The following is a 23941-nucleotide window of genomic DNA, read 5'->3' on the forward strand; positions in this document are numbered from 1 at the left end:
ACGGGTCCCTTCTGCGTTTATGGAGACTCGCGTTTAGGGTCGAAGTATGCGATACGACCTGGTCATCTTCGACAACGACGGCGTCCTCGTGGACAGCGAGCCGATTTCCAACACGATCCTCGCCGGCTACCTGACCGAGCTGGGGCACCCCACCTCGTACGAGGAATCCCTGCGGGACTACATGGGGGCCGCCGTGCACCGCGTGCACGACCTGGTCATGGAGCGCAGCGGGCAGCAGTTGCCCACGGACTTCGATGACACGCTGCACGCCCGCGTATTCGCGTCCTTCGAGCGGGAGTTGGAGCCCGTGGAGGGGGCCGTGGACGTGCTGGAGAAGCTCGTGGCCGAAGGGGTGCCGTACTGTCTCGCCTCCTCGGGGAGCCACGAGCGGATTCGGGTGGGGCACCGGAAGGCCGGGCTCACGAAGTTCTTCGATGATGGGCGGATCTTCAGCTCCCAGGACGTGGGACGGGGGAAGCCCGCGCCTGATCTGTTCCTGTACGCCGCCGAGCGCATGGGGGTCGAGCCGGGGCGGTGTCTCGTCGTCGAGGACAGTCCGCTGGGAGTGCGCGCCGCCGTCGCTGCGGGGATGGACGTGTACGGGTTCACGGCCATGACGCCGGGGGAGCGGCTCGCCGACGCGGGGGCCACCCAACTCTTCGGCAGCATGCGGGAGTTGGCTGACCTGCTCGTATGACAGGGGCAGCGGAGGCACCCTGACATTTGTCATGGCGTTGTCCGGACGATCGTTTCTGTCGGGCGACGGGCCCTGACCGCGAAGCTGAGTACATCGAGAACGGGACGTACACAGCGACCACGGAGGGAACCCGATCATGAGCCAGCTCGCCACCACCACCCAGGCCGGTCCGACCGCCACCCAGGCCACCGACCACCAGGCCGGGACGGAGCAGGCGTCGCGGTTCGAGTCGCTGAAGCCGCTCGTCCTCGACGCCGCCGTGCCCATGGCGATGTACTACCTGCTCAGCAACGGCCTCGGGATGAGCACCCTCAGCGCGCTCGCCTGGAGCAGCGTGGTGCCCGCCGGGCGGACCCTCTGGAGCCTCGTCAAGGAGCGGCGGGTGAACGGGTTCGCGGCGCTGATCCTCACCGCCAACATCGTGGGGCTGCTGCTCAGCCTCCTCTCCGGGGACGCGCGGCTCATGCTGGCCAAGGACAGCGGGATCACGGGGACCATCGGGCTCGTCGTCCTCGGCACCGTCGCCTCGGGGCGGCCGATGATGACCGCGGCCCTCAAGCCCTGGGTGACCAAGGGCAACGCGGCGCGGGACGCGGCCTGGGGGCGGCTGATGGCGCAGGGCGGGCGGTTCGCGCGGATGGAGCGGATGTTCTCCGTGGTGTGGGGCGGGGCCCTGCTCGGTGAGGCCGTGCTGCGGATCGTGGGCGCCTACACGCTGCCCGTCGACACCATGGTCTGGCTCGGCAGTGTGATCGCGGCGGTCACCATCACCCTGGCGGTGTTCGTCAGCGGCGGGCGGCTCGTCGACCCGATGGAGAAGATGGTCGACCGTGAGGTCGCCGAGATTGGTTGAGTGATCTACCTACCCACGGGTAGCCCGGGGCCCTACGCTCTGCAGCCATGACAGATGTGCTGCGGCGCGGCAGGGCCTCGCTGGCGTTCGGCTTCCTCGTGCAGGGCGCCACGTTCGCGCTGCTGGTGACGCGGATACCCGCGATCCAGGACCGGTACGGGATATCCGACGGGCTGCTGCCCGTCTTCCTCGCGGCCGTGCCGATCCTCGCCGGGGTCGGGAGCGTGACCACCGAGCACCTGGTGAAGCAGATCCCGCCGAGCCGGGTGCTCCGCTGGTCCCAGCCGGTGGTGCTGCTCGCGCTGCTCGGCGTCGGCGCGGGGGACGCGCTGTGGCAAGTGGGCCTGTCCCTGGGGGCGTTCGGGCTCGCGGTCGGTGCCCTGGACGCCTCGATGAACATGCTCGGGGTGAGCCTGCAGCGGGCGTACGGGCGGAGCATCATGCTCGGCTTCCATGCCGCGTACAGCCTGGGCGGCATCGTCGGTGCCTCGCTCGCGTGGGCGGGGGCGCACTGGGACCTCTCGCTGTTCGTCTCGTATCTGCCGGTGGTGGCCGTGCTGCTGCCCGCCGCGCTGATCGGCAGCCGGTGGTACGTGGACGCCGGCAAGGGGGAAGGGGAAGGGGAAGGCGGGGACGGGGGCGCGGAGACCGGTGAGGGCGGGGCCGTCGTCTTCAAGCTGCTGCTGCCGCTGTGTCTCGTGATGACCTTCGCGTACATCGGGGACTCCACGGTCTCCAACTGGAGCGCGAAGTACCTCCAGGACGTGCTGGGGAGTTCGGAGCAGGTCTCCACCGTTCCGTACAACGTCTACATGATCATGACGCTCATCGGGCGGGGCCTCGGGGACGCCGGGGTGCGGCGGTTCGGGGCGGTCGCGGTGGTGCGGGCCGGGGCCGTGGTCGCGGCGCTCGGCTTCGCCGTGGTGGCGGTGGCGCCCGGGGCGTGGATCGGGATCCTGGGCTTCACCGTGCTCGGCGCGGGGCTCTGTGTGATCGTGCCGCAGACCTTCGCCGCCGCGGGGCGGCTCTTCCCCGGGGCCTCGGACACGGCGGTCGCGCGGCTCAATGTCTTCAACTACGTGGGTTTCCTGATCGGTTCGCCGCTGGTGGGCGCCATCGGGGACGCCTGGAACTACCGCGGGGCGATGCTGGTGCCGATGGCGCTCGTCCTCGTCACGCTGGTGTACGCCCGTTCGTTCGCGCCGAAGGAGGCCCGATACGGTGACGGGCATGAGCGGCCGCGCACAGCTGATGTGGGACGAGGCAGTAACGGGCTATGACTTCGGGCCCGGACATCCGATGGACCCGGTGCGGCTCGCGCTGACCAGGGGTCTCATCGGGGCGTTCGGGCTCGATCGCGAGCTGGACGTGGTCGCGGCGAAGCGGGCCGGGGACTCCACGCTGCGCCTGGTGCACCGCGAGGACTACGTGGAGGCCGTGAAGGCCGTCTCGGCCGATCCGAGGGCGGCGGCCGTCGATCCCCGGTACGCGGCGGCGTACGGGATCGGTACGGAGGACGACCCCGCGTTCGCCGGGATGCACGAGGCGTCGGCGCTGATCGCGGGGCAGTCGGTGGGTGCCGCCGAGGCGGTGTGGGCCGGGGACGCGCTGCACGCGGTGAACTTCGCGGGCGGGCTGCACCATGCGATGCCGGGGGCGGCTTCGGGGTTCTGTGTGTACAACGATGCGGCGTTGGCCATCGCGCGGTTGCTGGAGCTGGGGGCCGAGCGCGTCGCGTATGTGGATGTCGACGTGCATCACGGGGACGGGGTGCAGGCCGCGTTCTGGGAGGACCCTCGGGTCCTGACGATCTCGCTGCACGAGCATCCGCGGACGCTGTTCCCGCAGACCGGGTGGCCCGAGGAGACGGGGGCCGCCGGGGCAGCGGAGGGGTCCGCCGTGAATGTGGCGCTGCCGGCGGGGACCGGGGACGCGGGGTGGCTGCGGGCGTTCCACGCGGTGGTGCCGGAGCTGTTGGCGGACTTCCGGCCGGATGTGCTGGTCACGCAGCACGGGGCCGATACGCACTTCGAGGACCCGCTGGCGCACCTGGCCGTGTCGCTGGATGCGCAGCGGGCCGTGCAGGTGGCCTGTCATGAGCTGGCGCACGAGCATGCGGGCGGGCGGTGGGTCGCCCTCGGGGGCGGGGGGTATGCCGTGGTGGATGTGGTGCCCAGGTCGTGGACGCACTTGGTGGGGATCGCGGCGGGGGCTCCGGTGGAGCCGGAGGCCGGGGTTCCTGAGGCTTGGCGGGCCGAAGTGTTCGCTCGGGCGCGGCAGTTGGCGCCTTCGCGGATGACTGATGGGCGGTGGCCTGTGTCCTTCCAGGACTGGGAGGCGGGGTACGACCCTGCGGATCGGGTGGATCAGGCCGTGTTGGCTGCGCGGAGGGCGGCGTTTCCCTTGCGGGGGTTGTTGGCCTGAGGTTTCTCTTCCCCGATCCCGCCCCTTCCCGGATACAGCGACTTCGTCGCCCCTGGGGCACTCGTCCTGGGGCTTCGGCCCTAGACCCCCGTATCGGCGCTGAACGCGCCTCGTCCTCGAACGCCGGACGGGCTGAAGGGCGCCCCTCCGGACGGGCTGAGTGGGGCCTGCTAGCTGGTGTTAGCCCAACTGTGGGGTGTTTTAGGGGTTTTGGGGGTCGGGACCCGTGTAATGCGCCAGCATCGGGGCGTGTTGAGCACCGGAGCGTTGCGGGCGCATCTGTTGGCGGCCAGGCTTGCTGGTCCCGTGGCGACGTCGCGGGAGGAGAGCCTGCGGAGTTATCGGCTGTTCGCGGCCCGGGACCCCCGGATACTGCTCGGGCTCGATCCCGAATGGAGCTGGGGGCAGCGGGACTTGCTCTCGCTCATGGCCGACAAGTGTGGGGTGTCCGCGGATCCGGGGCATACCACGGGTGCCGATGTCATCGACCCCGAGCGGACGCTGGCGGCGCTCGACGCGTTTGCCGAGCGGGTGGCGGAAGTGGCTCGGCGGGGGCTTCCGGTACTTCTGGGAACCGGGCATCCGCACCGACTGCTCGGGTTCTACGCCGCGTTGGCGGACGCGTTGTCGGCGGCGGGATGTCCTGTTCTCACCCCTGCGCAGGGCAGCAGTGTCGACATAACGACCCGGTTCGGCCTACGCACGTACAACCTTGACTACGTACAAGGAGTCGCGCTGGTGCGGGAACCCGGCGCACGCTCAACCGGGAGTGAGACCGGCGCACATACGCACTCTCCGCTCCCGGTTCGGGTGGCTTTGGGGGCCCTGGCGGAGGCCGGGGGACCGCTTCCCGAGCTGGTCATCGGGGACCACGGGTGGGTCTGCGGAGCAGGTCAGCTGGGGTTTGAGGCGATCGGTCTGGCGGATACGGACGATCCGGCGCTGTTCGTCGGAGAGGCCGAGGGGCTGGTGTCCGTCGTCGTTCCACTTGATGACGCTGTGCGGTCTGATTACTACCGACCGCTTACTCGCTATGTACTCAATCGAGCGTGTCTGTCACAGTAGGCGGCCGTTGGCAGCTCCTCTTCCCCACTCGTATCACCCGCCCCTAGTCTGGGGAGTGAGCGCGCAGCGACGAAGCGTCACCGGAAGGGGAAGCCGGTGCCCGTCATGTGCGGAAGGTTCGGGTGTGTCATGGCTGCTGACCAGAGGCCTCTGAACGAGGTCGTGTTCCTGACCGTGGCGGAAGTCGCCTCGGTGATGCGAGTTTCCAAGATGACCGTGTACCGGCTGGTGCACAGCGGTCATCTGCCCGCCATCAGGGTCGGAAGGTCCTTCCGGGTTCCCGAGCAGGCGGTTCACGAGTACCTTCGCGAGTCCTATGTGGGGGTGGACGCAGGCTGAGGGCAGAGCCCTCGAAGACCTCGATTACGTCCCTCACGCGGGGACGGGTAGGCTAGGCCGACGTAGGTCGTGTGGGCCCAGTCTGCCCCGCACCGTGTGATACCCCCGCACCACGCGGGGGTTGTCCGAGAAGTGAGCGAGGGAATTCGTGGGCTCTGTTATCAAGAAGCGGCGTAAGCGGATGGCCAAGAAGAAGCACCGCAAGCTGCTCAAGCGCACCCGCGTTCAGCGTCGCAACAAGAAGTAAGCGGCCGCTGCAACAGCGCGCACCGAAGCCCTTCTGCCGTACGGATCTGTACGGGGGGAGGGCTTCGGCCGTTTCGGGGCCGCTCGGGCTCCGCGCCGCTCGGACTCCGCGCCGCTCGGGTTCCGCGCTGCTCGGGCTGCTCCGGGCCGAGGGTTCCGGGCCGCGAGTCCCGGGCCACCAGTTCCGGACAACGGAGTCCGGGCGATGGGCTCGAGGTCATCACAGCGCAACATCCACCCGATAACGTGTGCGCAGGATGTGACTGGGGGCGAAAGGCAGGCGTGATCTTGGGCAAGGTCGTGCTCGTGACCGGGGTGGCCCGGCAGCTGGGGGGCCGGTTCGTCCGGCGGATTCAGCGGGATCCAGGGGTCGAGCGGGTGCTCGCCGTGGACGCGGTCCCGCCCGAGCACCATCTGGGCGGCGCCGACTTCATTCAGGCCGACATCCGGCAGCCCGCCATCGCGAAGATCCTCGCCGAGCACCGCGTGGACACCGTCGTGCACATGGACGTGACGGGCACCGCGCTCGCCGGGGGCAGCCGGGGCTCGGTCAAGGAGACCAACGTCATCGGCACCATGCAGCTCCTGGGCGCCTGCCAGAAGTCGCCGACCGTGAAGCGGCTCGTCGTGAAGTCGAGCACCAATGTGTACGGTTCGGCGCCCCGCGACCCCGCCGTCTTCACCGAGACCACGCCGCCCAAGTCCCTGCCCAGCGGCGGCTTCGCCAAGGACACCGTGGAGGTCGAGGGCTATGTGCGGGGCTTCGCGCGCCGCCGCCCGGACGTCGCGGTGTGTGTGCTGCGGTTCGCGAACATCCTGGGGCCGACCGCGGACTCGCCGCTCGCCCAGTACTTCTCGCTGCCCGTCCTGCCGACCGTCCTCGGCTACGACCCGAGACTGCAGTTCGTGCACGAGGAGGACGCGGTGGAGGTGCTGCGCCTGGCCTCGCACGACCCGGAGCGCGGCACGCTCAACAGCGGCACGTTCAACATCGCGGGCGACGGGCAGCTGCTGCTCTCGCAGTGCTCGCGGCGGCTCGGCCGGCCGACGGTCCCGGTGTTCCTGCCGACGGTGACCTGGGCCGGCTCCACGCTGCGGACGCTCGGTGTCAGCGACTTCTCGCCGGAGCAGATCCGGCTGCTCACCCACGGGCGGGTCGTGGCCACCCGGCAGATGCGCGAGACAATGGGGTTCCGGCCGAAGTACACGACCGCGGAGACCTTCGCGGACTTCGTACGCAGCCGGGGGCCGGGGCTCCTGCCGCCCCGGGTCGTCGCGGACGTCGTCGACCGGATCGCCGCGCTGCCCTTCGCGGGCGGCCGGCGCACGGACGGGGGCGCGGACGGGGCCGCGCACACACAGCAGGGTGCCACGACGCGGGGCGCCAACCAGAGCGCCGACTGAGGAGCGCATCAACGATGGCGGACGCCAAGGTCATTCCGTTCGACGAAGGCGCGGCCGACCGGTCGCGCGGTGGCGCACAGCGCCCGTCGCGGCGCCGTGCCGCGCCCCGGCGCACGAGCGAACCGGCGGCGGTGCGCGAGGTGCAGCCGCTGCCCGGGCAGGCGGCGGCCGGGACACCGGAGCCGGACCGGCCCGGGGTACAGCGGGAGGCTCCGGACGTGCCGGGGCCGCGCGCCGAGGGCGGCGGCCTGGAGCGGCGCATCGCGGGCGGCCTCGCCTTCCTGCGGCGGCGCCTGACCGGGGAGTACGAGGTCGATGACTTCGGTTACGACAAGGAGCTCACCGACCAGGTCCTGATGACCATGATCAGGCCGCTGTACGAGAAGTACTTCCGCGTCGACGTGAAGGGCGTCGAGAACATCCCGGCGGACGGCGGGGCGCTGATCGTCGCCAACCACTCCGGGACGCTGCCGCTCGACGGCCTGATGATGCAGGTCGCCGTGCACGACAACCACCCCGCCGAACGGCATCTTCGCCTCCTCGCCGCCGATCTCGTCTTCATGCTCCCGGTCGTCAACGAGCTGGCCCGCAAGGCCGGGCACACCCTGGCCTGTGCGGAGGACGCCGAGCGGCTCCTGGAGCGCGGGGAGCTGGTCGGGGTGATGCCGGAGGGCTTCAAGGGCATCGGCAAGCCGTTCAGCGAGCGCTACAAGCTGCAGCGCTTCGGCCGGGGCGGCTTCGTCTCGACGGCGCTGCGCGCGGGCACCCCGATCATCCCGTGCTCGATCGTCGGGGCCGAGGAGATCTACCCCATGATCGGCAACGCCAAGACGCTGGCGCGGCTGTTGGGCTTCCCGTACTTCCCGGTGACGCCGACCTTCCCGTGGCTGGGGCCGCTGGGGATGGTGCCGCTGCCGACGAAGTGGACCATCCAGTTCGGCGAGCCGATTCCGACGGACGGATATCCGCCGGAGGCGGCGGAGGACCCGATGCTGATGTTCAACCTGACGGACCAGGTGCGCGAGCAGATCCAGCACACGCTGTACAAGCTGCTGGTGCAGCGGCGGTCGGTGTTCTTCTGACCGTTCGTGTTTTTTTGACCGGTTCTCCGACCTCGTGCATACGTTGATGGGGCGCCCTCCACGTGGAGGGCGCCCCATCAACGTAGGGAAAAACTCTGCTACTTCGTGGTGTCCTCGCCGTCGATGCCCAGGCCGGGCAGGAGCCCGGGGAGGATCGGGGGCAGGGTGACGTCGGGCTTGGTCGTGGAGTCGCCCGTGTCGTCCTTGTTGCTGTCGGTCGGGGTGGGGCTCGCCTGCTCGTCGGGCGGGTCGAGGAGGCCGCCGGTGTTGCCGCCGAGCAGGCCGCCGCCCTCGCTGCCGCTGTCGCGCGGGGTGGAGGAGCTGGGCTTGCGGTGCCTGCCGGTGCCCTCCTGGTGCGTGCCGCGGGGGTGGGAGGGGGTGGCCTTGCCGGTGTTCGCGGTGCCGGTGCTGTCCTGGCTCGACTGCCCGCCGTCGCGGCCCGATTCCGGGGCGCTCGGCAGGAGTCCCCGCAGCGGGCCGACTTCGTCGTCTATGGCGTCGAAGACGGAGTTGACCTCTTGCCCCACGTCGCCCAGCTGGACCGGGAGCCGGCTCTGCAGGGCGCTCCAGCTCTCGCGGTGCGACTGCGAGAAGGCGGAGAGGGCCTGGATGGGGCCGAGCGAGCCGTCCCGCTCGTACGCCTCGTGGAGCAGGCGGTGGCCCTCCGTCGCGTCGTGCCGCATGCCGGACAGGGCGCGCCTGACCTCGCCGACCGACTCGTGGTCCAGGTCGCCCGCGCGGCCCCGCTCCATCAGGCGGCGGGCCTCGCTGAGCCGGGTCGACGCCTGGTCCAGGTAGAGCTGGCCGCGGTCCGAGTCGCCGTCCGCCATGCCGAGCTTGAGGTCTTCCATGCCGCGCTTGAGCCCGTACAGGGAATCACCGGGCAGTGCGTCCGAGCTGGCGGCGGCGACTCCGCTGAACGCCCCGGCGGCCACACCGACGGTGAGCCCGCCCGCGGCGATGCCTTTGGACAGCCGGGAGCGCGGCTTCAACTTCCGCAGTCCGGTGGCCCGGTGGGTGCCCTTGCCGCGCGCGCGTTGCTCGGGCACCAAAGGGCCCCCCGCCTCGCCCGCCGCCGTGCCCTCCAAGAGCATCGCTTCCATGGCGGCCACGAGCTGGGCTCGCTGGACCACCTTGACCTCGGGGTCAAGGTCCGGCTTCGGCAGTTCGCCGAGTCCGGTCGCCAGGGTCAACATCCGCTCCTGCTCGTCCTGTTGGGACGGGCCGGTCCTGGCTGCCGCCGGGACGGTAGCCGTGGGATCGTCGGGCTGCTCGGCCGCCGGGTCCTGGCCGGAATGCTCCTCCAGGGCCTGGGCGAAGGCGTTCGCCCGCCGGTGGGCCGATACATTCGCGATCACTGGCGGCACCTCCTCTCGTCATGACGGTCGACTCCCCAGGGGGTCCTGAGGGTTGCACGATCTGGCCGCATCCACACGATCGGGTGAGCGGATGGGGCATCCCCATGCTCATTCAGAGCTTGAGGAAGGGCCAGGGAGCGACCACAGGGAGCCTGCATCCCGCACAACGAGCGTCGCGGCACTTGGGTTACGGACGAAGGATGATCGGACCGCGAGGAAATGAGGAAGCCGCCGTGGCGGCCATCTGGCCGCCACAGCAGGTGAGTTGAGCGCTACGGAGCGCTAGCGCGCGTCGTCCGGGAGGAGGCGCGCGAGGGTGCGCACGGCGCGGTACTGGAGGGTCTTGATCGCGCCCTCGTTCTTCCCCATCACCCGGGCGGTCTCGGCGACCGAGAGGCCCTGGAGGAAGCGCAGCGTCACGCACTCCTGCTGCTGTGGGTTGAGGCGGCGGACGGCGTCGAGCAGCGCCGCGTTCGACAGGGACTCGAGCACCGAGTCCTCGGGGGAGCGCTCGACCTCGTTGGCGTCGAGCATCTCGCCGGTGGTGACTTCGAGGCGGAAGCGGCTCGACTTGAAGTGGTCGGCCACCAGGTTGCGCGCGATCGTGACCAGCCAGGCGCCGAAGTCGCGGCCCTGCCAGGTGAAGGTCCCGATGCGGCGCAGGGCGCGCAGAAAGGTCTCACTGGTGAGGTCCTCGGCGGTCGCCTTGCCGCCCACGCGGTAATAGATGTAGCGGTAGACCGTGTCGCTGTACTGGTCGTAGAGGCGGCCGAAGGCGTCGGCCTCGCCCGCCTGGGCGCGCTCGACGAGGTCCATCATGCGCGCGCTGTCGCTGTCCGCGGCGGGACGGCGGGGGGCGGGGGTCGTGGCGGCGCTGGCGGAACGGGTCCGTCTGTTCACGGCCGCACCGCCGTCCGCCAGGGCATAGCAGGGCCCGGCGGGCGCGGGGACGGCGAAGGCGGGGACGGCGGGGCCGGCGTACGCGGTGGGGACGAAGCCGCGCAAGCGGTCGGCGACCGTTGCGCGCAGCGTAGCCAGGCCCGAGGTGTCAACCCCGACGTGTGAGTACACGGGACTCCCAGAGGCAGAGCTTCCATCACGTGCAGTGCGGGACCGTTCACCCGTCGTAGCGAAAGGCGGGGTCCGTTATGCGTCTGAGGAGAATAACGCTTCGTACAGGCAGCGCTACACCCAGTTGCTCAAATCATCGATTACGTCGCTTCTGTAACCGATTGACGCCTGATCAAGTACCGCTCCGTGAGCAGTTGTTGATCGGATTAGCTCGCATTCCGTCTGAGCGCGGGGCGTGTTGTGGTCGAGTTGAACCAACGGGACTGGCGGGAGCCGGGGCGGGGTAGGAGGCAGCAATTGCCGCGTGTCAGCGGCACACTTCGCCCCCGTGACGGTCCGTGGCCGACGGCGTGGCCCGTGAGTCCGCCGCCGGCCGGGTGCGCCGGGTGCGCCAGGTGCGTCGGTCGGCCGGGTGCGTCAGTGGCGGCGGCGGTGCAGGGCGATCGCCGCGGCGGCGCCGCCCGCGAGCGCGCCGACCCCGGCGGCGGCCGGGATGCCGACCTTCGCGGCCTTGCGGCCGGTGCGGTAGTCGCGCAGCCGCCAGTCCCGCTCGCGGGCGTGCTTGCGCAGCTTCGCGTCCGGGTTGATCGCGTACGGGTGGCCGACGAGCGAGAGCATCGGGATGTCGTTGTGCGAGTCGCTGTACGCGGCGCAGCGGGCGAGGTCCAGGCCCTCGGCGGCGGCGAGGGCGCGGACGGCCTCGGCCTTCGCGGGGCCGTGCAGCGGCTCGCCCACGAGGCGGCCGGTGTAGACGCCGTTCACGGACTCCGCGACGGTGCCGAGCGCGCCGGTCAGGCCGAGGCGGCGGGCGATGATCGTCGCCGTCTCCACCGGGGCGGCTGTGACCAGCCAGACCTTCTGGCCCGCGTCCAGGTGGGCCTGGGCGAGGGCGCGGGTGCCGGGCCAGATGCGCTCGGCCATGTACTCGTCGTAGATCTCCTCGCCGATGGACATCAGCTCGGCGACCCGGTGGCCCTTGACGATGGACAGGGCGCTGTCGCGGGCGTCCTGCATGTGCTCGGGGTCCTCGACGCCGGCCAGCCGGAACCAGGTCTGCTGCCAGGCGAACCGGACCAGTTCCTGGCGGTCGAAGAACTTCCGCTTGTACAGGCCGCGGCCGAAGTGGAAGAGCGCGGCGCCCTGCATCACGGTGTTGTCGAGGTCGAAGAAGGCGGCGGCCTTCTCGTCGCCGACGACCGGGAACTCCGGTTCCGCGGGCTCCTGCTCCTCGGCTTGTGCGGCAGCCTCCGCCGCGCGCGCGAGTTCCTCCTCCTGTTCCTGGGAGGACTTGCGCGCGGCCTCAGCAGCGGCCTCGCCTGCCAACACGCTCCGCGCCGTGGCGGAGCGCCTACGGGGGGTGAGCCATCCGAGAGCGGCCATGGCGTGAGCATAGCCAGTCTGTTCGGTACTTCCCGAGTCGGCAGGGTTCGACCCTGTGAACTCTGCGCGTCCGCGCCGTAAAACGGAGCGGCGCGCCGGGTGCCTGCCGGGTCTCTGTCGGGTGTCCTGGACACCGTGCGCGCGGGGTGAGAATGAGGACATGAGCCCGATTTTTCGCCGTACGAAGAAGAGCGCGGCCGAGCGGACGGTCACCTTGATCGGAAAGCCCGGATGCCATCTGTGTGATGAGGCACAGGTGGTGATCGAGAAGGTCTGCGGCGAGCTCGGCGTCGCGTGGGAGAAGAAGGACATCACGCAGGACGAGGAGCTCAACCGCGCCTACTGGGAGCAGATTCCGGTGGTCCTGGTGGACGGGGAGCAGCACACCTTCTGGCGCGTGAACGAAGAACGGCTGCGTCGCGCCCTGAGTGAGTGATCAGTGATCACAAGGGCTCGGGAGAGTTCCGAACGTCACTGACTGATCAGTACAACTCGTCCGTAAGGTCCCTTAGGATCGTGTGCGGTTTTGGTCTCGGGGGCGTGGATCGTTAAGGAGAGTGTGCGGTTTTGCCCCCCTCATGTGTGCAACGCCGCTGCCTGCGCGCCGGTTCCACCTCTGCGCGCCGGGGGCGCGTGACCCCGGTCACGTTGGCCGGGCAAATCGGACACCATCTTTGTGCACGCGTTCACAAAGACATAGCCTGCATTCGACGGGGCGGTCTGGGGACGTGTGACCGCCTGCAGCCCCGCTCTACCCGCAGGAGCACCGTGGCAACTGGCCGAACTCACCGACCGGCGACCCGCAGCCGAGGAATTCCCGAGGCCACCGTCGCCAGGCTTCCGCTGTACCTCCGAGCCCTCACCGCGCTGTCGGAGCGCTCGGTACCCACGGTCTCCTCCGAGGAGCTCGCGGCCGCCGCGGGGGTCAACTCCGCGAAGCTGCGCAAGGACTTCTCCTACCTCGGCTCCTACGGGACCCGTGGTGTCGGCTACGACGTCGAGTATCTCGTCTACCAGATCTCCCGGGAACTGGGCCTGACCCAGGACTGGCCGGTTGTGATCGTCGGTATCGGTAACCTCGGTGCGGCGCTTGCCAATTACGGCGGGTTCGCCTCGCGCGGTTTCCGCGTCGCGGCCCTCATCGACGCCGATCCGGCAATGGCCGGAAAGCCCGTGGCGGGCATGCCGGTCCAGCACACCGACGACCTCGAGAAGATCATCGAGGACAACGGCGTCTCCATCGGCGTCATCGCGACCCCGGCCGGCGCCGCCCAGCAGGTCTGCGAGCGGCTCGTCGCCGCCGGTGTGACCTCGATCCTGAACTTCGCGCCCACCGTCCTGCAGGTGCCGGACGGCGTCGACGTGCGCAAGGTGGACCTCTCCATCGAGCTGCAGATCCTCGCCTTCCACGAGCAGCGCAAGGCCGGTGAGGACGCGGCCGCCGAGGCCGCCGCCGCGCCCGCCGCCGCCAAGCAGGACCGGAAGGGACCTGACGGGGACGTCCCCGCCGTGATGCCGGCATGAGCCTCCTTGTCGTCGGCCTCAGCCACCGCAGCGCCCCCGTCAGCGTCCTGGAGCGCGCCGCGCTCTCCCCGGACGCGCAGGCCAAGCTGCTCCAGGACACCCTGGCCGCCGAGCCCGCCGCCGAGGCCGCGGTGCTCGCCACCTGCAACCGCATCGAGCTCTACGCCGACGTGGACAAGTTCCACGCGGGCGTCGCCGAGCTGTCCACGCTGCTCGCCCAGCACAGCGGCGTCGGCCTGGAGGAGCTCACCCCCTTCTTGTACGTGCATTACGAGGACCGGGCGGTCCACCACCTCTTCTCGGTGGCGTGCGGTCTCGACTCGATGGTGGTCGGCGAGGGACAGATCCTCGGGCAGATCAAGGACGCCCTGGCGCGCTCGCAGGAGCTGCACACCGCGGGCCGGCTGCTCAACGACCTGTTCCAGCAGGCCCTTCGGGTCGGCAAGCGGGCGCACTCGGAGACCGGCATCGACCGGGCCGGGCAGTCGCTCGTCACCTTCGGGCTCGAGCAGCTCGCCGGGCGGGCCGGTGTCGAGGCGTGGGCCGCGGGCAAGCGGGCCCTGGTGATCGGCGCGGGCTCCATGTCCTCGCTCGCCGCGGCGACGCTCGCGCGGGCCGGGGTGGCCGAGATCGTGGTCGCCAACCGGACGCTGGACCGGGCCGAGCGGCTCGCGCAGATCCTGAACGAGGGCGGAGGCACGGGTTCCGCCCGCGCCGTCGCCATGGCCGACGTCGCCGCCGAACTGACACGTGCCGATGTCGCGGTCTCCTGCACCGGCGCCACCGGCCTCGTCCTGCGCGCCGACGCCGTCGCCGCCGCGCTCGAAGGCCGCGCCGACGGTCCGGTCGCCGTGACCGCGGCGCCCGCCCACGCCCCCGTACAGCCGCAGAAGTCCGACGACGACGGCTGCCCCGTGGGCCTCGGCGCACGCGGTGGCGCCGGGTTCTCCGTCATGGGTGAGGCCGCCGTCGCCGGGATGGACGCGGCCGCCCTCGAACAGCACGGCGCCTGGGTCGACAACGCCCCCGGCGAGCAGGTCACGCACGCCGTCGACCCGGCCGCCGAGGCCGAGGCCATCGCCGCGCTCGCCGCCGTGGGCCGGGTGCCCGAGCGGCGCGGCCCCGCCGACGAGACCGTGCCCGACCGGCGCACCCCGCTGCTCGCGCTGCTCGACCTCGCCATGCCCCGGGACATCGACGCCGCCGTGCACCGCCTCGACGCGGTGCACCTCGTCGACATCGAGTCGCTCGCCGAGGCGTCCGCCGACGCCCCGATGGCCGCCGATGTGGACCAGGTGCGCGGCATCGTCTCCGAAGAGGTCGCCTCCTTCAGCGCCGCGCAGCGGGCCGCGCACATCACGCCGACCGTCGTCGCGCTGCGCACCATGGCCGCCGACGTCGTCGCCAGCGAGATCACCCGGCTCGACGGGCGGCTGCCCGAACTCGGCGAGAAGCAGCGGGCGGAGATCACCCAGACCGTGCGCCGCGTCGTCGACAAGCTCCTGCACGCACCCACCGTCCGGGTCAAGCAGCTGGCCAGCGAGCCCGGCGGCGCCGGGTACGCGGACGCGCTGCGCACCCTCTTCGACCTCGACCCGGAGACGGTGGCCGCCGTCAGCAGGGCCGAGCGGCCGGCGGGCGCGGACCAGCCGCCGGGCCGGGAGCTCACGAACCACCAGCAGTCCACGAACCAACCGATAGACCCGAATCGAGGCCGAGCATGACCGGGAAGGCACTCCGGCTCGGGACCAGGCGCAGCAAGCTGGCCATGGCCCAGTCCGGGCAAGTGGCAGAGACTGTGCGCCAGTTGACGGGACGCCCCGTCGAGCTGGTCGAGATAACCACCTACGGCGACACCTCCCGCGAGCACCTCGCGCAGATCGGCGGCACCGGCGTCTTCGTCACCGCCCTGCGCGACGCGCTCACCAAGGGCGAGGTCGACTTCGCGGTGCACTCGCTGAAGGACCTGCCCACCGCGCAGCCCGCGGACCTGACCCTGGCCGCCGTGCCGCTGCGCGAGGACCCGCGTGACGTCCTCGTCGCCCGCGACGGCCTGACCTTCTCCGAGCTCCCCGCCGGGGCCCGTGTCGGCACCGGATCGCCGCGCCGCATGGCCCAGTTGAACGCGTACGCCCGCAGCCACGGCATGCGCATCGAGACCGTGCCGATCCGCGGGAACATCGACACCCGCGTCGGATACGTGCACAAGGGAGAGCTCGACGCCGTCGTCCTCGCCGCCGCGGGCCTGCGCCGCGTCGGCCGGATCGACGAGGTGACCGACTTCCTGTCGGTCGACACCGTTCTGCCCGCCCCCGGCCAGGGGGCACTGGCGATCGAGTGCGCCGCGACCAACGCGTCACTCGCCGCCGCGCTCGCCGAGCTCGACGACCCGTACACCCGGGCCGCCGTGACCGCCGAGCGGTCCCTGCTCGCCGCCCTGGAAGCCGGTTGCAGCGCGCCTGTTGGCGCACTGGCCGACTTGCTGGCCGACGGGCAGATTGTCAAGGAAATGCGCCTGCGCGGCGTCGTCGGGTCGACCGACGGCGCGACGCTGGTGCAGCTGTCCACCACCGGTCCCGTGCCCGAGACGGAGAACGACGCCTCGGCGCTCGGCCGCGAACTCGCGGCCGACATGCTCGCCAAGGGCGCGGCCGGTCTGATGGGGGAGCGAGCACTTTGAGCCCCACCTCTAACCTTCCCGCCCCTCCCGCACACGGGCACGTCACCTTCCTCGGTGCCGGACCCGGAGATCCGGGACTGCTGACTCTGCGCGCCGTCGAGGCGCTGGCGCGCGCGGACGTGCTGGTCGCCGAGCCCGAAGTGCTGGAGGTCGTCCGCGCACATGCCCGGGGAGGTGTGGACACACCTCAGCCGGCCGGTCCTGATGAGGCTTCAGTTGACGCCTCTTCGGTTCGGGCTGCGGCCAATCTTGTCATGGCGGCCGCACGCGGCGGCAGGCGGGTGGTGCGTGCTGTGGCGGGCGACCCGGGCCTGGACACGGATGCCGCCGAGGAGATGCTGGCGTGCGCCGCCGAGGGCATCCCCTTCGAGGTGGTGCCCGGCATCGCGGCCGCCGTGGGCGTCCCCGCGTACGCGGGTGTCCCGCTGCGGGACGCGCAGGGCACGGACGTCCGCTTCGTCGACGCCCGTACCGCGTCGGACCGTTGCTGGACCGAGGTCGGTGCGTCGGACGGGACCGTGGTCGTCTCGACGACGCTGGAGACGGTGGCCGCGGCGGCTGGTGAGCTGGTGGCCGCGGGCCGCAAGCCCGACACCCCGATGACCGTCACCATCGCCGGTACGACGACGCGGCAGCGCACCTGGAGCGCGACGCTCGGCACGGTCGCGCAGGTCCTCAAGCAGGCCAAGGTGCTGCCCTCGCCGGACGGCGGTCAGGCAGTGATAGCCGTGGTCGGCGAGCGCTCCGCCACCGCCCAGCGCGACCAGCTGTCGTGGTTCGAGTCGAAGCCGCTCTTCGGGTGGCGCGTGCTCGTCCCGCGCACGAAGGAGCAGGCGGCTTCGCTCTCCGACCAGTTGAGGTCGTACGGCGCGGTGCCGCACGAGGTCCCGACGATCGCCGTCGAGCCGCCGCGGACGCCGCAGCAGATGGAGCGGGCGGTCAAGGGGCTCGTCACCGGGCGCTACGAGTGGATCGCCTTCACGTCGGTCAACGCCGTCAAGGCCGTGCGGGAGAAGTTCGAGGAGTACGGGCTCGACGCGCGCGCCTTCGCCGGGATCAAGGTCGCGGCTGTGGGCGAGCAGACGGCTGCGGCGCTGGTCGCCTTTGGTGTGAAGCCTGATCTGGTGCCCAGTGGGGAGCAGTCGGCGGCGGGGTTGCTTGAGGACTGGCCGCCTTATGACCCGGTGTTCGACCCGATCGACCGGGTGTTCCTGCCCAGGGCCGACATCGCCACGGAGACGCTGGTCGCCGGGCTCATCGACCTCGGGTGGGAGGTCGACGACGTGACCGCCTACCGGACTGTGCGGGCCTCGCCGCCGCCTGCGGAGACGCGGGAGGCCATCAAGGGCGGCGGCTTCGACGCCGTGCTCTTCACGTCGTCGAGCACGGTGCGGAACCTGGTGGGTATCGCCGGGAAGCCGCACAACGTGACCGTGATCGCCTGTATCGGGCCCGCCACGGCGAAGACCGCCGAGGAGCATGGGCTCCGGGTGGATGTGATGGCTCCGGAGCCGTCGGTGCACAAGTTGGCCGAGGCGCTTGCGGAGTTCGGGGCGAATCGGCGGGCGGCGGCGATCGAGGCCGGGGATCCTGTGACCCGGCCCAGTGAGCGGAGGCCGGGGGCGCGCAGGCGGCGTGCGGCGCCGTAGGGTTTCCCTTCCCCGATCCCGCCCCTTCCCGAAACTGCCGCTCCGCGGCCCTGGGGCACCCGATGTCGCCTGAACGGCTCGTCCTCGAACGCCGGACGGGCTTGATGAGCCCGTCCGGTGACTGAGTTTCGGGAAGGGGCGGGACAGGGGCGATTTGTGACGGTACGACGTGAGAGGCAACCTGTGACCAGCTACGGATCGTTCCCCGGCGCGCGCCCGCGACGACTGCGGACCAGCCCCGCCATGCGCCGCATGGTCGCCGAGAACCGGCTGCACCCTGCCGATCTGATCCTTCCCGCCTTTGTGCGGGAAGGGGTCAGTGAGCCCGTCGAGATCGGGTCCATGCCCGGGGTCCACCAGCACACCCGCGACAGCCTGAAGAAGGCCGCCGTCGAGGCGCTGGAGGCCGGGGTCGCGGGGATCATGCTCTTCGGGGTGCCGGAGGAGAGCAAGAAGGACGCCCAGGGGACGCCGGGCACCGACCCGGACGGGATTCTGCAGGTCGCCCTCCGCGATGTGCGGGCCGAGGTCGGGGACGACCTGCTCGTCATGTCCGATCTGTGCCTCGACGAGACGACCGACCACGGGCACTGCGGCGTGCTCGACGAGCAGGGGCGCGTCGACAACGACGCGACTCTTGAGCGGTATGCCGAGATGGCTCAGGTCCAGGCCGACGCCGGTGCCCACATCGTGGGGCCCAGCGGCATGATGGACGGTCAGGTCGGTGTCATCCGCGACGCGTTGGACCAGGTCGGGCACGAGGACGTCGCCATCCTCGCCTACACCGTGAAGTACTCCTCCGCCTTCTACGGGCCCTTCCGGGAGGCCGTCGGGTCGTCGCTGAAGGGTGACCGCAAGACCTATCAGCAGGACCCGGCCAACACCCGTGAGTCCCTGCGGGAGTTGGCGCTCGACCTGGAGGAAGGCGCCGACATGGTGATGGTCAAGCCGGCCGGGCCCTACCTCGACGTCCTCGCGCGGGTCGCCGACTCGGTGGATGTGCCGGTCGCCGCGTACCAGATCAGCGGCGAGTACGCGATGATCACCGCCGCCGCCGAGCGCGGCTGGATCGACCGGGACAAGGCGATCATGGAATCCCTGCTCGGCATCAAGCGCGCCGGGGCCAACATGATCCTCACCTACTGGGCGACCGAGGTTGCCCGGCAGCTCTGATCCCGGGCGGCTCTGATCAGCTCGGTGGCTTGACCTCAAGTCCGGTTCAGGTCCGAGTGTGGTGTGTGGCGGCGGACGGGTGTTCCGCCGCCGGGAGGAGCACGCCATGCGCGCCGTTGTCCTGCACGAGTTCGGGCCCGCCGAGAACCTGCGGTACGAGTCCCTGCCCGACCCCGTTCCCGGGCCGGGGCAGGTGCGGATCGCCGTCCGTGCCGCCGGGGCCCACTTCGTGGAGACCGTCGTACGGGCCGGGGAGGCGGGTGACATGGCCCCGCCTCCGCCCGAACTGCCCGCCGTCTTCGGGGGAGAGGTCGCCGGAGTCGTCGATCTGGTCGGGGCCGGGGTCGATGCGGACTGGGTGGGGCGGAGGGTCGTCACCGCCCGGAGCACCCCCGGTGGGTACGCCGAGTTGACCGTGGCCGATGTGAGCGGGGTGCATCCGCTGCCGGAGGGGGTCGGGTTCGAGGATGCCGCCTCCATGGTGGTCACCGGGGCCACCACCATGGGGCTTCTTGAGGTCGCTCAACTCCGTTCTGACGATGTGGTGTTGGTGACGTCAGCCGCCGGGGGCGTCGGGCGGCTCGTCGTGCAGTACGCGAAGGCACTGGGCGCGACGGTCGTGGGTGCGGCCGGTGGGCCGGAGAAGGTCCGCGCCGTGCGGGAGCTCGGGGCCGATCTCGCCGTCGACTACAACGACTCCGGCTGGGGCAGCGTCGTGCGCGAGCACCTCGGAGGACGGAAGGTCACCGCCGTACTCGACGGGGTGGGCGGGGAAAAGGCCGCCGCCGCCTTTGAGTTGATCGCCGACGGCGGGCGGTACGTCGTCATCGGGTGGGCCTCGCAGGAGGCGTTCGTGCCGGGCGACGACGTGTTGGCGGGGCGGGGGATCTCGTACGTGAACGCCCTGCTGGAGCTGCTCGGGCGGCCGGAGGACGGGCCCGGGCAGCAGAAGCAGGCCCTGGAGGCGCTGGCCCGGGGGGAGTTGGCGCCCAGCCACCAGACCTTCCCGTTGGCGGAGGCCGCGCGGGCCCATGCGGCGATGGAGCGGCGGGAGACCACCGGGAAGGTGCTGCTGATCCCGTGATCCCGTGATCCCGTGATCCCGGGGTTCGGTAGTTCCGTAGGGTGCCCTGTCCCGGCTTGTGCCGTTCAGTCCTTCTTGAGCGCGTGACCAGGAGGGAGAAGCCGTCCGCACCGTCTCCCTGCTCGACCGCGCGGTCCAGGAGCTCCGGCTCCAGGAGGGCGCGGAGGTTGTTACGGGGGTGGGGGAGGCGGGCATTCCGGTGTCCCAGGGAGGCGTTCCAGAGAGGCGCGTTCCCGCAGGTCAGTGGCTTGAAAGCGTTCCAGCATGCCAGATCGGCCGGGATTTCTTGTGGCGGTGGGGCCGGGGCTGTTTCGCTCTTGGCCGTGCCACTGCGGCACGCCTTCCAGGGCCACGGACCGGCCCGCCCACTTCCTCAACTTCCTTACTCGGGGGCACCCATGAAGTTCACGCGTACCTCAACCCGTACGGTCCTCGCCGGTATCTCTCTTGTCGCCGCGCTCACGCTCACCGCGTGCAACGGGGACGACGGCACGGGCGTCGACACGAGTGGCGACTCGTCGTCCTCCGCTTCGTCCGGCTCCTCCGGCGGGAACGGGTCCTCGGGCGGCTCCAACGGGTCCTCCGGTGGTGGCTCGTCCGACAACGGCTCGTCCAGCGGGGGCTCTTCCGGGAGCGGGAAGGGGAACTCGGGCGGTCAGGGCACGTCCGGCGGGAACGGTTCCGACGCGAACGGCAAGGTCGAGAAGTGCCGCACGGACGACCTGGACATCACGGCGCAGGACAACACGATCACGGGCGACCCCGAGGGCGTCGTCACGGTGCAGATGCAGAACGGCAGTGGCCAGGACTGCGCGATCTCCGGGTACGCGGGCGCCGACCTGAAGACCAACTCGGGCACGCTGTCCGCGAAGCGCTCGGGTGAGCAGATCCACCCGGACATCCTGAAGGACGGGGAGTCGGCGGCCTTCAACATCACCTTCCCGCTCAACGACTCGGGCGGCTCCGGCGTCCGCATCACGGGCCTTGTGGTGACCCCGCCGGACGAGACGAAGTCGTTCAGCATGGAGTGGCCGGCCGCCGACTCGCTGCCGGTCACGGAAGGCGGCGGCTCCTCGGTGAAGGTCGGCCCCGTCGGGAAGGCCAGCGGCAACCACAACTGACGCTGACCCGCCCCCTCTGCGGACCCGCCCCCAGCTCTGCTGAGCCGGCCCACCTCTGCTGACCCGACCCCCCTCCAGCTGCCCCTGGCCTCGTTGTGCCCCCACGCGAGGCCGGGGGCGTTTTTCGTGCGGCGGGCACGGCGCCGTCCGCTGTGTCATCGAACGTGCAACCAATTCCCTCCTCCCGGGCGTCCCTCCCGGACGTGGGTTCCAGCTCTGCCTCCGCTACGACGCCGAGGGCGAAGGCACACGCTCTCTGCGCGCCGAGGTGCACACCAGTGGTGACCGGTGCCCCGAACTCGTGTGTCCGGACGGGGAGTCGGGGCGAGGACACGTACGCGTGGCCTCGCCCCGCCCCCACGCCGTCACCACATCAGCGCGTCCGACGCCGACGTCTGCCAGTACGTGACATACGCCGAACTGTCCACGTACACGCCCCCCTTGGGGAGCCTGGCCGGTGCGGGGGCGCCCACGCTGCCGTTCATCGCGCGGTTGGAGAAGTGGACCCCCAGCTTGTGGGCCCGGTAGCCCTCCACGCCCTCGGGCGACGAGGTGCCGATCGCCGCGTACGCCGTCTCGCCCGGCCGGAGGGTGACCACCGCCTGGGGCCGGCTCTCCTCCAGCCACGCCGTGGCCGCCTGGGCCTCGTCGAAGCGGAGGAACGGGGCGCCGTACGCGTAACACGTCTCCGTTCCCGTGTTCTTGGCGGAAAGAAGCAGGTGGTTGAGCGGGCGGCCGACCTCCTTCACGGTCATCTTCGTCGTGGCGGCGGTGCAGCTCTTGGCCGCCGTCGACGGGCCCGACGTGGCTGAGGGTGCCGCCGACGCGGCGCCGCCGAGTGCAGTGAGCGACAGGGTGGCCGTGAGGGCCGCTGCTGCGGTGGCGGCCTTGGTGATGAGTCGCATGGCTGGTCTCTTTCGGTGTGACGTGGCCTACGCGCGCCGCGCCGAGAGGCTCCTGGAGGCGGCGTGCTTGTATGGGTCGCAGCATGTACAGCGATGTAATTCAGGGCCAGCGTGACGGGGGAGTCGGGGACGCTGGGACACCCATAAGGGTGTGGCCTGGGGAAACGCTGTTCCATGGAACGGACGAATGGGATGGAGGGGAACGTGGGGGCGGGAGATCTCGCGGAGCTGCTGCGGGAGCTGAAAGAGAGGTCGGGGCTCAGCTACGGGGCGCTGGCCAAGCGATTGCATGTGTCGACCTCGACACTGCACCGGTATGTGAACGGGACTGCCGTGCCTACGGAGTTCGCTCCGCTGGAGCGGCTTGCCCGGGTGTGCGGGGCGTCTCGGGAGGAGATGGTCGAGGCGCATCGGCGGTGGATACTCGCCGATGCGAGTCGGGGGGAGCGGAGGGAGGGGGCGCCCTCTTCTTCTTCGGTGCCCGACGGGTCGGTTGCTCCGGCCTCCGGCGCTGCTGTGCCCGGCGAGTCTGCTGAACCGGGGCGCGCCGAGCGGGACTTCGAGGGAGAGGCGCCCGACGTCTCTGCTGAGCCGGCTCTCGCCGAGCGGGACTTCGAGGCAGGGACACCCGGCGACGGGGTCCATCTCGAAGACGGGACCGGCCGTGCGGGACGCCAGCCCACGGAGGAGCGGCGCCGCCCGGCCTGGGCGGATGCTGACGAGGGATCCGAGCGCGACGCGCCCGGCGTCGTCATCGGGCCCGTCGGCGACGCGGTGAAGCAGCGTGACGGTGGGCGGATGTCGCGGGTGCGGGTGCTCGTTGCCGCTGGTGTGGTGCTTGCGCTCGGGGCCACCGTCTTCGCCGTGCAGGCCGCCTCCTCCGACGACGGCGGGCGCAACCACGATCGTGCCTCCGCCAACTCCCCTTCCGCCGACGGCGGGGCGCGGAAGCGGAATCCGGACGTCAACGGTTCCGCTTCGCCTTCCGGAAAGGGGCCCGGGAAGGGCAAGGGCGACGGGGACGCCGCGGGGCCCGGGAAGTCGAAGGGGGACGGGGGAGGCGAGGAGGCCGGGGGCAAGGGCTCGGCGCCCGCCACCGGAGGCGGTGGCAAGGGGGGTGGCGGCGCGGGCACCGGCAAGGGGTCCCCTCCCGTGACCGTTTCCGTCCAGCCCCAGTACTGGGACGACCCCTGCACCCCCGCCTACCTCGTCGACAAGAGCCCCGGCGAGCTCTCGCCGCCCCCCGGCGAACAGGACGCCACCAGCTGGGTGTCGGCGAACCGAGGGGTCGCCTCGCGGGACCAGACCGTGAAGGTGACGGTCCAGGGGACGGGGAAGAACACCGTCGTCCTGGAGTCGATGAACGTCCGTGTGGTCAAGCGGGCCGCCGCGCTCGACTGGACCACCTACAAGATGGGGTACTTCGGCTACGGCTGCGGCGGCAGGGTGCCCACGCACTCCTTCAACGTCGACCTGGACTCCTCGGCGCCGCGGCTGACTCCCGACCCCGATGCCGAGCCCAAGGAGAGCGGCTTCCCCTACAAGGTGAGCGAGAGCGACCCGGAGGCGTTCTTCATCAAGGGGACCGCCAACTCCAGTTATGTGGACTGGTACTTGGAGCTGGAGTGGTCGAGCGGGGGTGAGCGCGGGACGATCCGCATCCACGACGAAAAGAACAAGCCGTTCGCCACGAGCGGCGACAAGAGCCGTCCCGTGTACGCGTATTCGCCCGAGAAGAAGAAGTGGCTGAAGACGAACCGCGACAACGACCAGGTGTCGGCGGACTCGGCGGACTCGGCGGAGGCGGGGGAGCAGTAGGAGAGGGGGCGTCCGCATCTCGGAATGGTGCTTGTGGGGGGCACGTGGATCCTTACGCTGCGGGGAAC

At 70.8% G+C, this 23941-nt stretch carries 22 protein-coding genes; 18 read left to right on the forward strand and 4 right to left on the reverse strand.

Annotated elements, in window-relative coordinates; all coding sequences use genetic code 11:
- Window positions 1–46: 46 nt before the first annotated feature.
- The 9 genes from ACQB60_RS25820 to ACQB60_RS25860 all read left to right on the forward strand — a co-directional run bounded on the left by ACQB60_RS25820 (window position 47) and on the right by ACQB60_RS25860 (window position 8110).
- A complete protein-coding gene (locus tag ACQB60_RS25820) occupies window positions 47–697 on the forward strand; it encodes an HAD family hydrolase (protein WP_496928512.1) in 651 nt (216 codons plus the stop codon).
- 136 nt (window positions 698–833) lie between these two features.
- On the forward strand, window positions 834–1550 hold the full coding sequence (locus tag ACQB60_RS25825) for a VC0807 family protein (RefSeq protein WP_496928513.1): 717 nt from the start codon (window positions 834–836) through the stop codon (window positions 1548–1550).
- A gap of 47 nt (window positions 1551–1597) precedes the next feature.
- Window positions 1598–2830, forward strand: coding sequence for an MFS transporter (locus ACQB60_RS25830; protein WP_496928514.1), 1233 nt, complete (start codon window positions 1598–1600; stop codon window positions 2828–2830).
- Entirely contained in the window at window positions 2781–3974 is a 1194-nt protein-coding gene (locus ACQB60_RS25835) for an acetoin utilization protein AcuC (RefSeq protein WP_496928515.1), read from the forward strand. The genes ACQB60_RS25830 and ACQB60_RS25835 overlap by 50 nt, the downstream gene beginning before the upstream one ends.
- Window positions 3975–4223: 249 nt before the next feature.
- The gene (locus ACQB60_RS25840; protein ID WP_496928516.1) at window positions 4224–5039 is read left to right on the forward strand and encodes a phosphatase; all 816 of its coding nucleotides are present in this window, start codon (window positions 4224–4226) and stop codon (window positions 5037–5039) included.
- Between the two features lie 129 nt (window positions 5040–5168).
- Window positions 5169–5378 carry a helix-turn-helix domain-containing protein gene (locus ACQB60_RS25845; protein ID WP_384829447.1) on the forward strand — a complete coding sequence of 70 codons (210 nt, stop codon included), beginning with the start codon at window positions 5169–5171 and terminating at the stop codon, window positions 5376–5378.
- Between the two features lie 148 nt (window positions 5379–5526).
- On the forward strand, window positions 5527–5625 hold the full coding sequence (locus tag ACQB60_RS25850; RefSeq protein WP_003948845.1) for a 30S ribosomal protein bS22: 99 nt from the start codon (window positions 5527–5529) through the stop codon (window positions 5623–5625).
- 287 nt (window positions 5626–5912) lie between these two features.
- Window positions 5913–7028, forward strand: a complete 1116-nt coding sequence (locus ACQB60_RS25855) for an NAD-dependent epimerase/dehydratase family protein (protein WP_496928729.1) — start codon at window positions 5913–5915, stop codon at window positions 7026–7028.
- A gap of 14 nt (window positions 7029–7042) precedes the next feature.
- Window positions 7043–8110 carry a lysophospholipid acyltransferase family protein gene (locus ACQB60_RS25860; protein WP_496928517.1) on the forward strand — a complete coding sequence of 356 codons (1068 nt, stop codon included), beginning with the start codon at window positions 7043–7045 and terminating at the stop codon, window positions 8108–8110.
- A 98-nt stretch (window positions 8111–8208) separates the two neighbouring features.
- On the opposite strand, the gene ACQB60_RS25865 is transcribed toward ACQB60_RS25860, so the two are convergent.
- The 3 genes from ACQB60_RS25865 to ACQB60_RS25875 form a co-directional block, all read right to left on the reverse strand.
- A complete protein-coding gene (locus ACQB60_RS25865; protein ID WP_496928518.1) occupies window positions 8209–9468 on the reverse strand; it encodes a DUF5667 domain-containing protein in 1260 nt (419 codons plus the stop codon).
- Between the two features lie 282 nt (window positions 9469–9750).
- Window positions 9751–10539, reverse strand: a complete 789-nt coding sequence (locus ACQB60_RS25870) for an ECF subfamily RNA polymerase sigma factor, BldN family (RefSeq protein WP_496928519.1) — start codon at window positions 10537–10539, stop codon at window positions 9751–9753.
- Window positions 10540–10956: 417 nt separating this feature from the next.
- Complete coding sequence (locus ACQB60_RS25875; protein WP_496928520.1) at window positions 10957–11919, reverse strand: HAD family hydrolase; 963 nt, start codon at window positions 11917–11919, stop codon at window positions 10957–10959.
- Between the two features lie 160 nt (window positions 11920–12079).
- Between ACQB60_RS25875 and ACQB60_RS25880 the strand changes: the two genes are divergently transcribed.
- The 8 genes from ACQB60_RS25880 to ACQB60_RS25915 all read left to right on the forward strand — a co-directional run bounded on the left by ACQB60_RS25880 (window position 12080) and on the right by ACQB60_RS25915 (window position 21150).
- Window positions 12080–12355 (forward strand): glutaredoxin family protein, encoded by a 276-nt coding sequence (locus ACQB60_RS25880; RefSeq protein WP_384829455.1) that lies wholly within the window; start codon window positions 12080–12082, stop codon window positions 12353–12355.
- 332 nt (window positions 12356–12687) lie between these two features.
- Entirely contained in the window at window positions 12688–13443 is a 756-nt protein-coding gene (locus ACQB60_RS25885; protein WP_496928521.1) for a redox-sensing transcriptional repressor Rex, read from the forward strand.
- On the forward strand, window positions 13440–15167 hold the full coding sequence (locus ACQB60_RS25890; protein ID WP_496928522.1) for a glutamyl-tRNA reductase: 1728 nt from the start codon (window positions 13440–13442) through the stop codon (window positions 15165–15167). The genes ACQB60_RS25885 and ACQB60_RS25890 overlap by 4 nt, the downstream gene beginning before the upstream one ends.
- The gene (gene hemC, locus ACQB60_RS25895; protein ID WP_496928523.1) at window positions 15164–16123 is read left to right on the forward strand and encodes a hydroxymethylbilane synthase; all 960 of its coding nucleotides are present in this window, start codon (window positions 15164–15166) and stop codon (window positions 16121–16123) included. Before ACQB60_RS25890 ends, hemC begins: the two co-directional genes overlap by 4 nt.
- Window positions 16120–17772, forward strand: coding sequence for a bifunctional uroporphyrinogen-III C-methyltransferase/uroporphyrinogen-III synthase (locus ACQB60_RS25900; RefSeq protein WP_496928524.1), 1653 nt, complete (start codon window positions 16120–16122; stop codon window positions 17770–17772). The genes hemC and ACQB60_RS25900 overlap by 4 nt, the downstream gene beginning before the upstream one ends.
- A gap of 183 nt (window positions 17773–17955) precedes the next feature.
- Entirely contained in the window at window positions 17956–18945 is a 990-nt protein-coding gene (hemB, locus tag ACQB60_RS25905; protein ID WP_496928525.1) for a porphobilinogen synthase, read from the forward strand.
- Window positions 18946–19051: 106 nt separating this feature from the next.
- The gene (locus tag ACQB60_RS25910; RefSeq protein WP_496928526.1) at window positions 19052–20029 is read left to right on the forward strand and encodes a zinc-binding dehydrogenase; all 978 of its coding nucleotides are present in this window, start codon (window positions 19052–19054) and stop codon (window positions 20027–20029) included.
- Between the two features lie 398 nt (window positions 20030–20427).
- Window positions 20428–21150: a DUF4232 domain-containing protein gene (locus ACQB60_RS25915; RefSeq protein WP_496928527.1), complete on the forward strand. Its 723-nt coding sequence runs from the start codon at window positions 20428–20430 to the stop codon at window positions 21148–21150.
- Window positions 21151–21515: 365 nt separating this feature from the next.
- Here ACQB60_RS25915 and ACQB60_RS25920 read toward each other — a convergent pair whose 3' ends face one another.
- On the reverse strand, window positions 21516–22055 hold the full coding sequence (locus ACQB60_RS25920; RefSeq protein ID WP_496928528.1) for a DUF4232 domain-containing protein: 540 nt from the start codon (window positions 22053–22055) through the stop codon (window positions 21516–21518).
- A 174-nt stretch (window positions 22056–22229) separates the two neighbouring features.
- Between ACQB60_RS25920 and ACQB60_RS25925 the strand changes: the two genes are divergently transcribed.
- Window positions 22230–23873, forward strand: coding sequence for a helix-turn-helix domain-containing protein (locus ACQB60_RS25925; protein WP_496928529.1), 1644 nt, complete (start codon window positions 22230–22232; stop codon window positions 23871–23873).
- Window positions 23874–23941 lie beyond the last annotated feature (68 nt).

The organism is Streptomyces odontotermitis, from assembly GCF_050510915.1.
GTDB lineage: Bacteria > Actinomycetota > Actinomycetes > Streptomycetales > Streptomycetaceae > Streptomyces.

Bases quoted from the DNA above. Each gene is read 5' to 3' on its own strand.
- ACQB60_RS25915 (WP_496928527.1), top strand. From the start codon at position 20,428: ATGAAGTTCACGCGTACCTCAACCCGTACGGTCCTCGCCGGTATCTCT.
- ACQB60_RS25875 (WP_496928520.1), bottom strand. From the start codon at position 11,919: ATGGCCGCTCTCGGATGGCTCACCCCCCGTAGGCGCTCCGCCACGGCG.
- ACQB60_RS25830 (WP_496928514.1), top strand. From the start codon at position 1,598: ATGACAGATGTGCTGCGGCGCGGCAGGGCCTCGCTGGCGTTCGGCTTC.
- hemC (WP_496928523.1), top strand. From the start codon at position 15,164: ATGACCGGGAAGGCACTCCGGCTCGGGACCAGGCGCAGCAAGCTGGCC.
- ACQB60_RS25920 (WP_496928528.1), bottom strand. From the start codon at position 22,055: ATGCGACTCATCACCAAGGCCGCCACCGCAGCAGCGGCCCTCACGGCC.
- ACQB60_RS25925 (WP_496928529.1), top strand. From the start codon at position 22,230: ATGGAACGGACGAATGGGATGGAGGGGAACGTGGGGGCGGGAGATCTC.
- ACQB60_RS25835 (WP_496928515.1), top strand. From the start codon at position 2,781: ATGAGCGGCCGCGCACAGCTGATGTGGGACGAGGCAGTAACGGGCTAT.
- ACQB60_RS25825 (WP_496928513.1), top strand. From the start codon at position 834: ATGAGCCAGCTCGCCACCACCACCCAGGCCGGTCCGACCGCCACCCAG.
- ACQB60_RS25880 (WP_384829455.1), top strand. From the start codon at position 12,080: ATGAGCCCGATTTTTCGCCGTACGAAGAAGAGCGCGGCCGAGCGGACG.
- ACQB60_RS25820 (WP_496928512.1), top strand. From the start codon at position 47: ATGCGATACGACCTGGTCATCTTCGACAACGACGGCGTCCTCGTGGAC.
- ACQB60_RS25890 (WP_496928522.1), top strand. From the start codon at position 13,440: ATGAGCCTCCTTGTCGTCGGCCTCAGCCACCGCAGCGCCCCCGTCAGC.
- ACQB60_RS25910 (WP_496928526.1), top strand. From the start codon at position 19,052: ATGCGCGCCGTTGTCCTGCACGAGTTCGGGCCCGCCGAGAACCTGCGG.
- ACQB60_RS25845 (WP_384829447.1), top strand. From the start codon at position 5,169: ATGGCTGCTGACCAGAGGCCTCTGAACGAGGTCGTGTTCCTGACCGTG.
- ACQB60_RS25860 (WP_496928517.1), top strand. From the start codon at position 7,043: ATGGCGGACGCCAAGGTCATTCCGTTCGACGAAGGCGCGGCCGACCGG.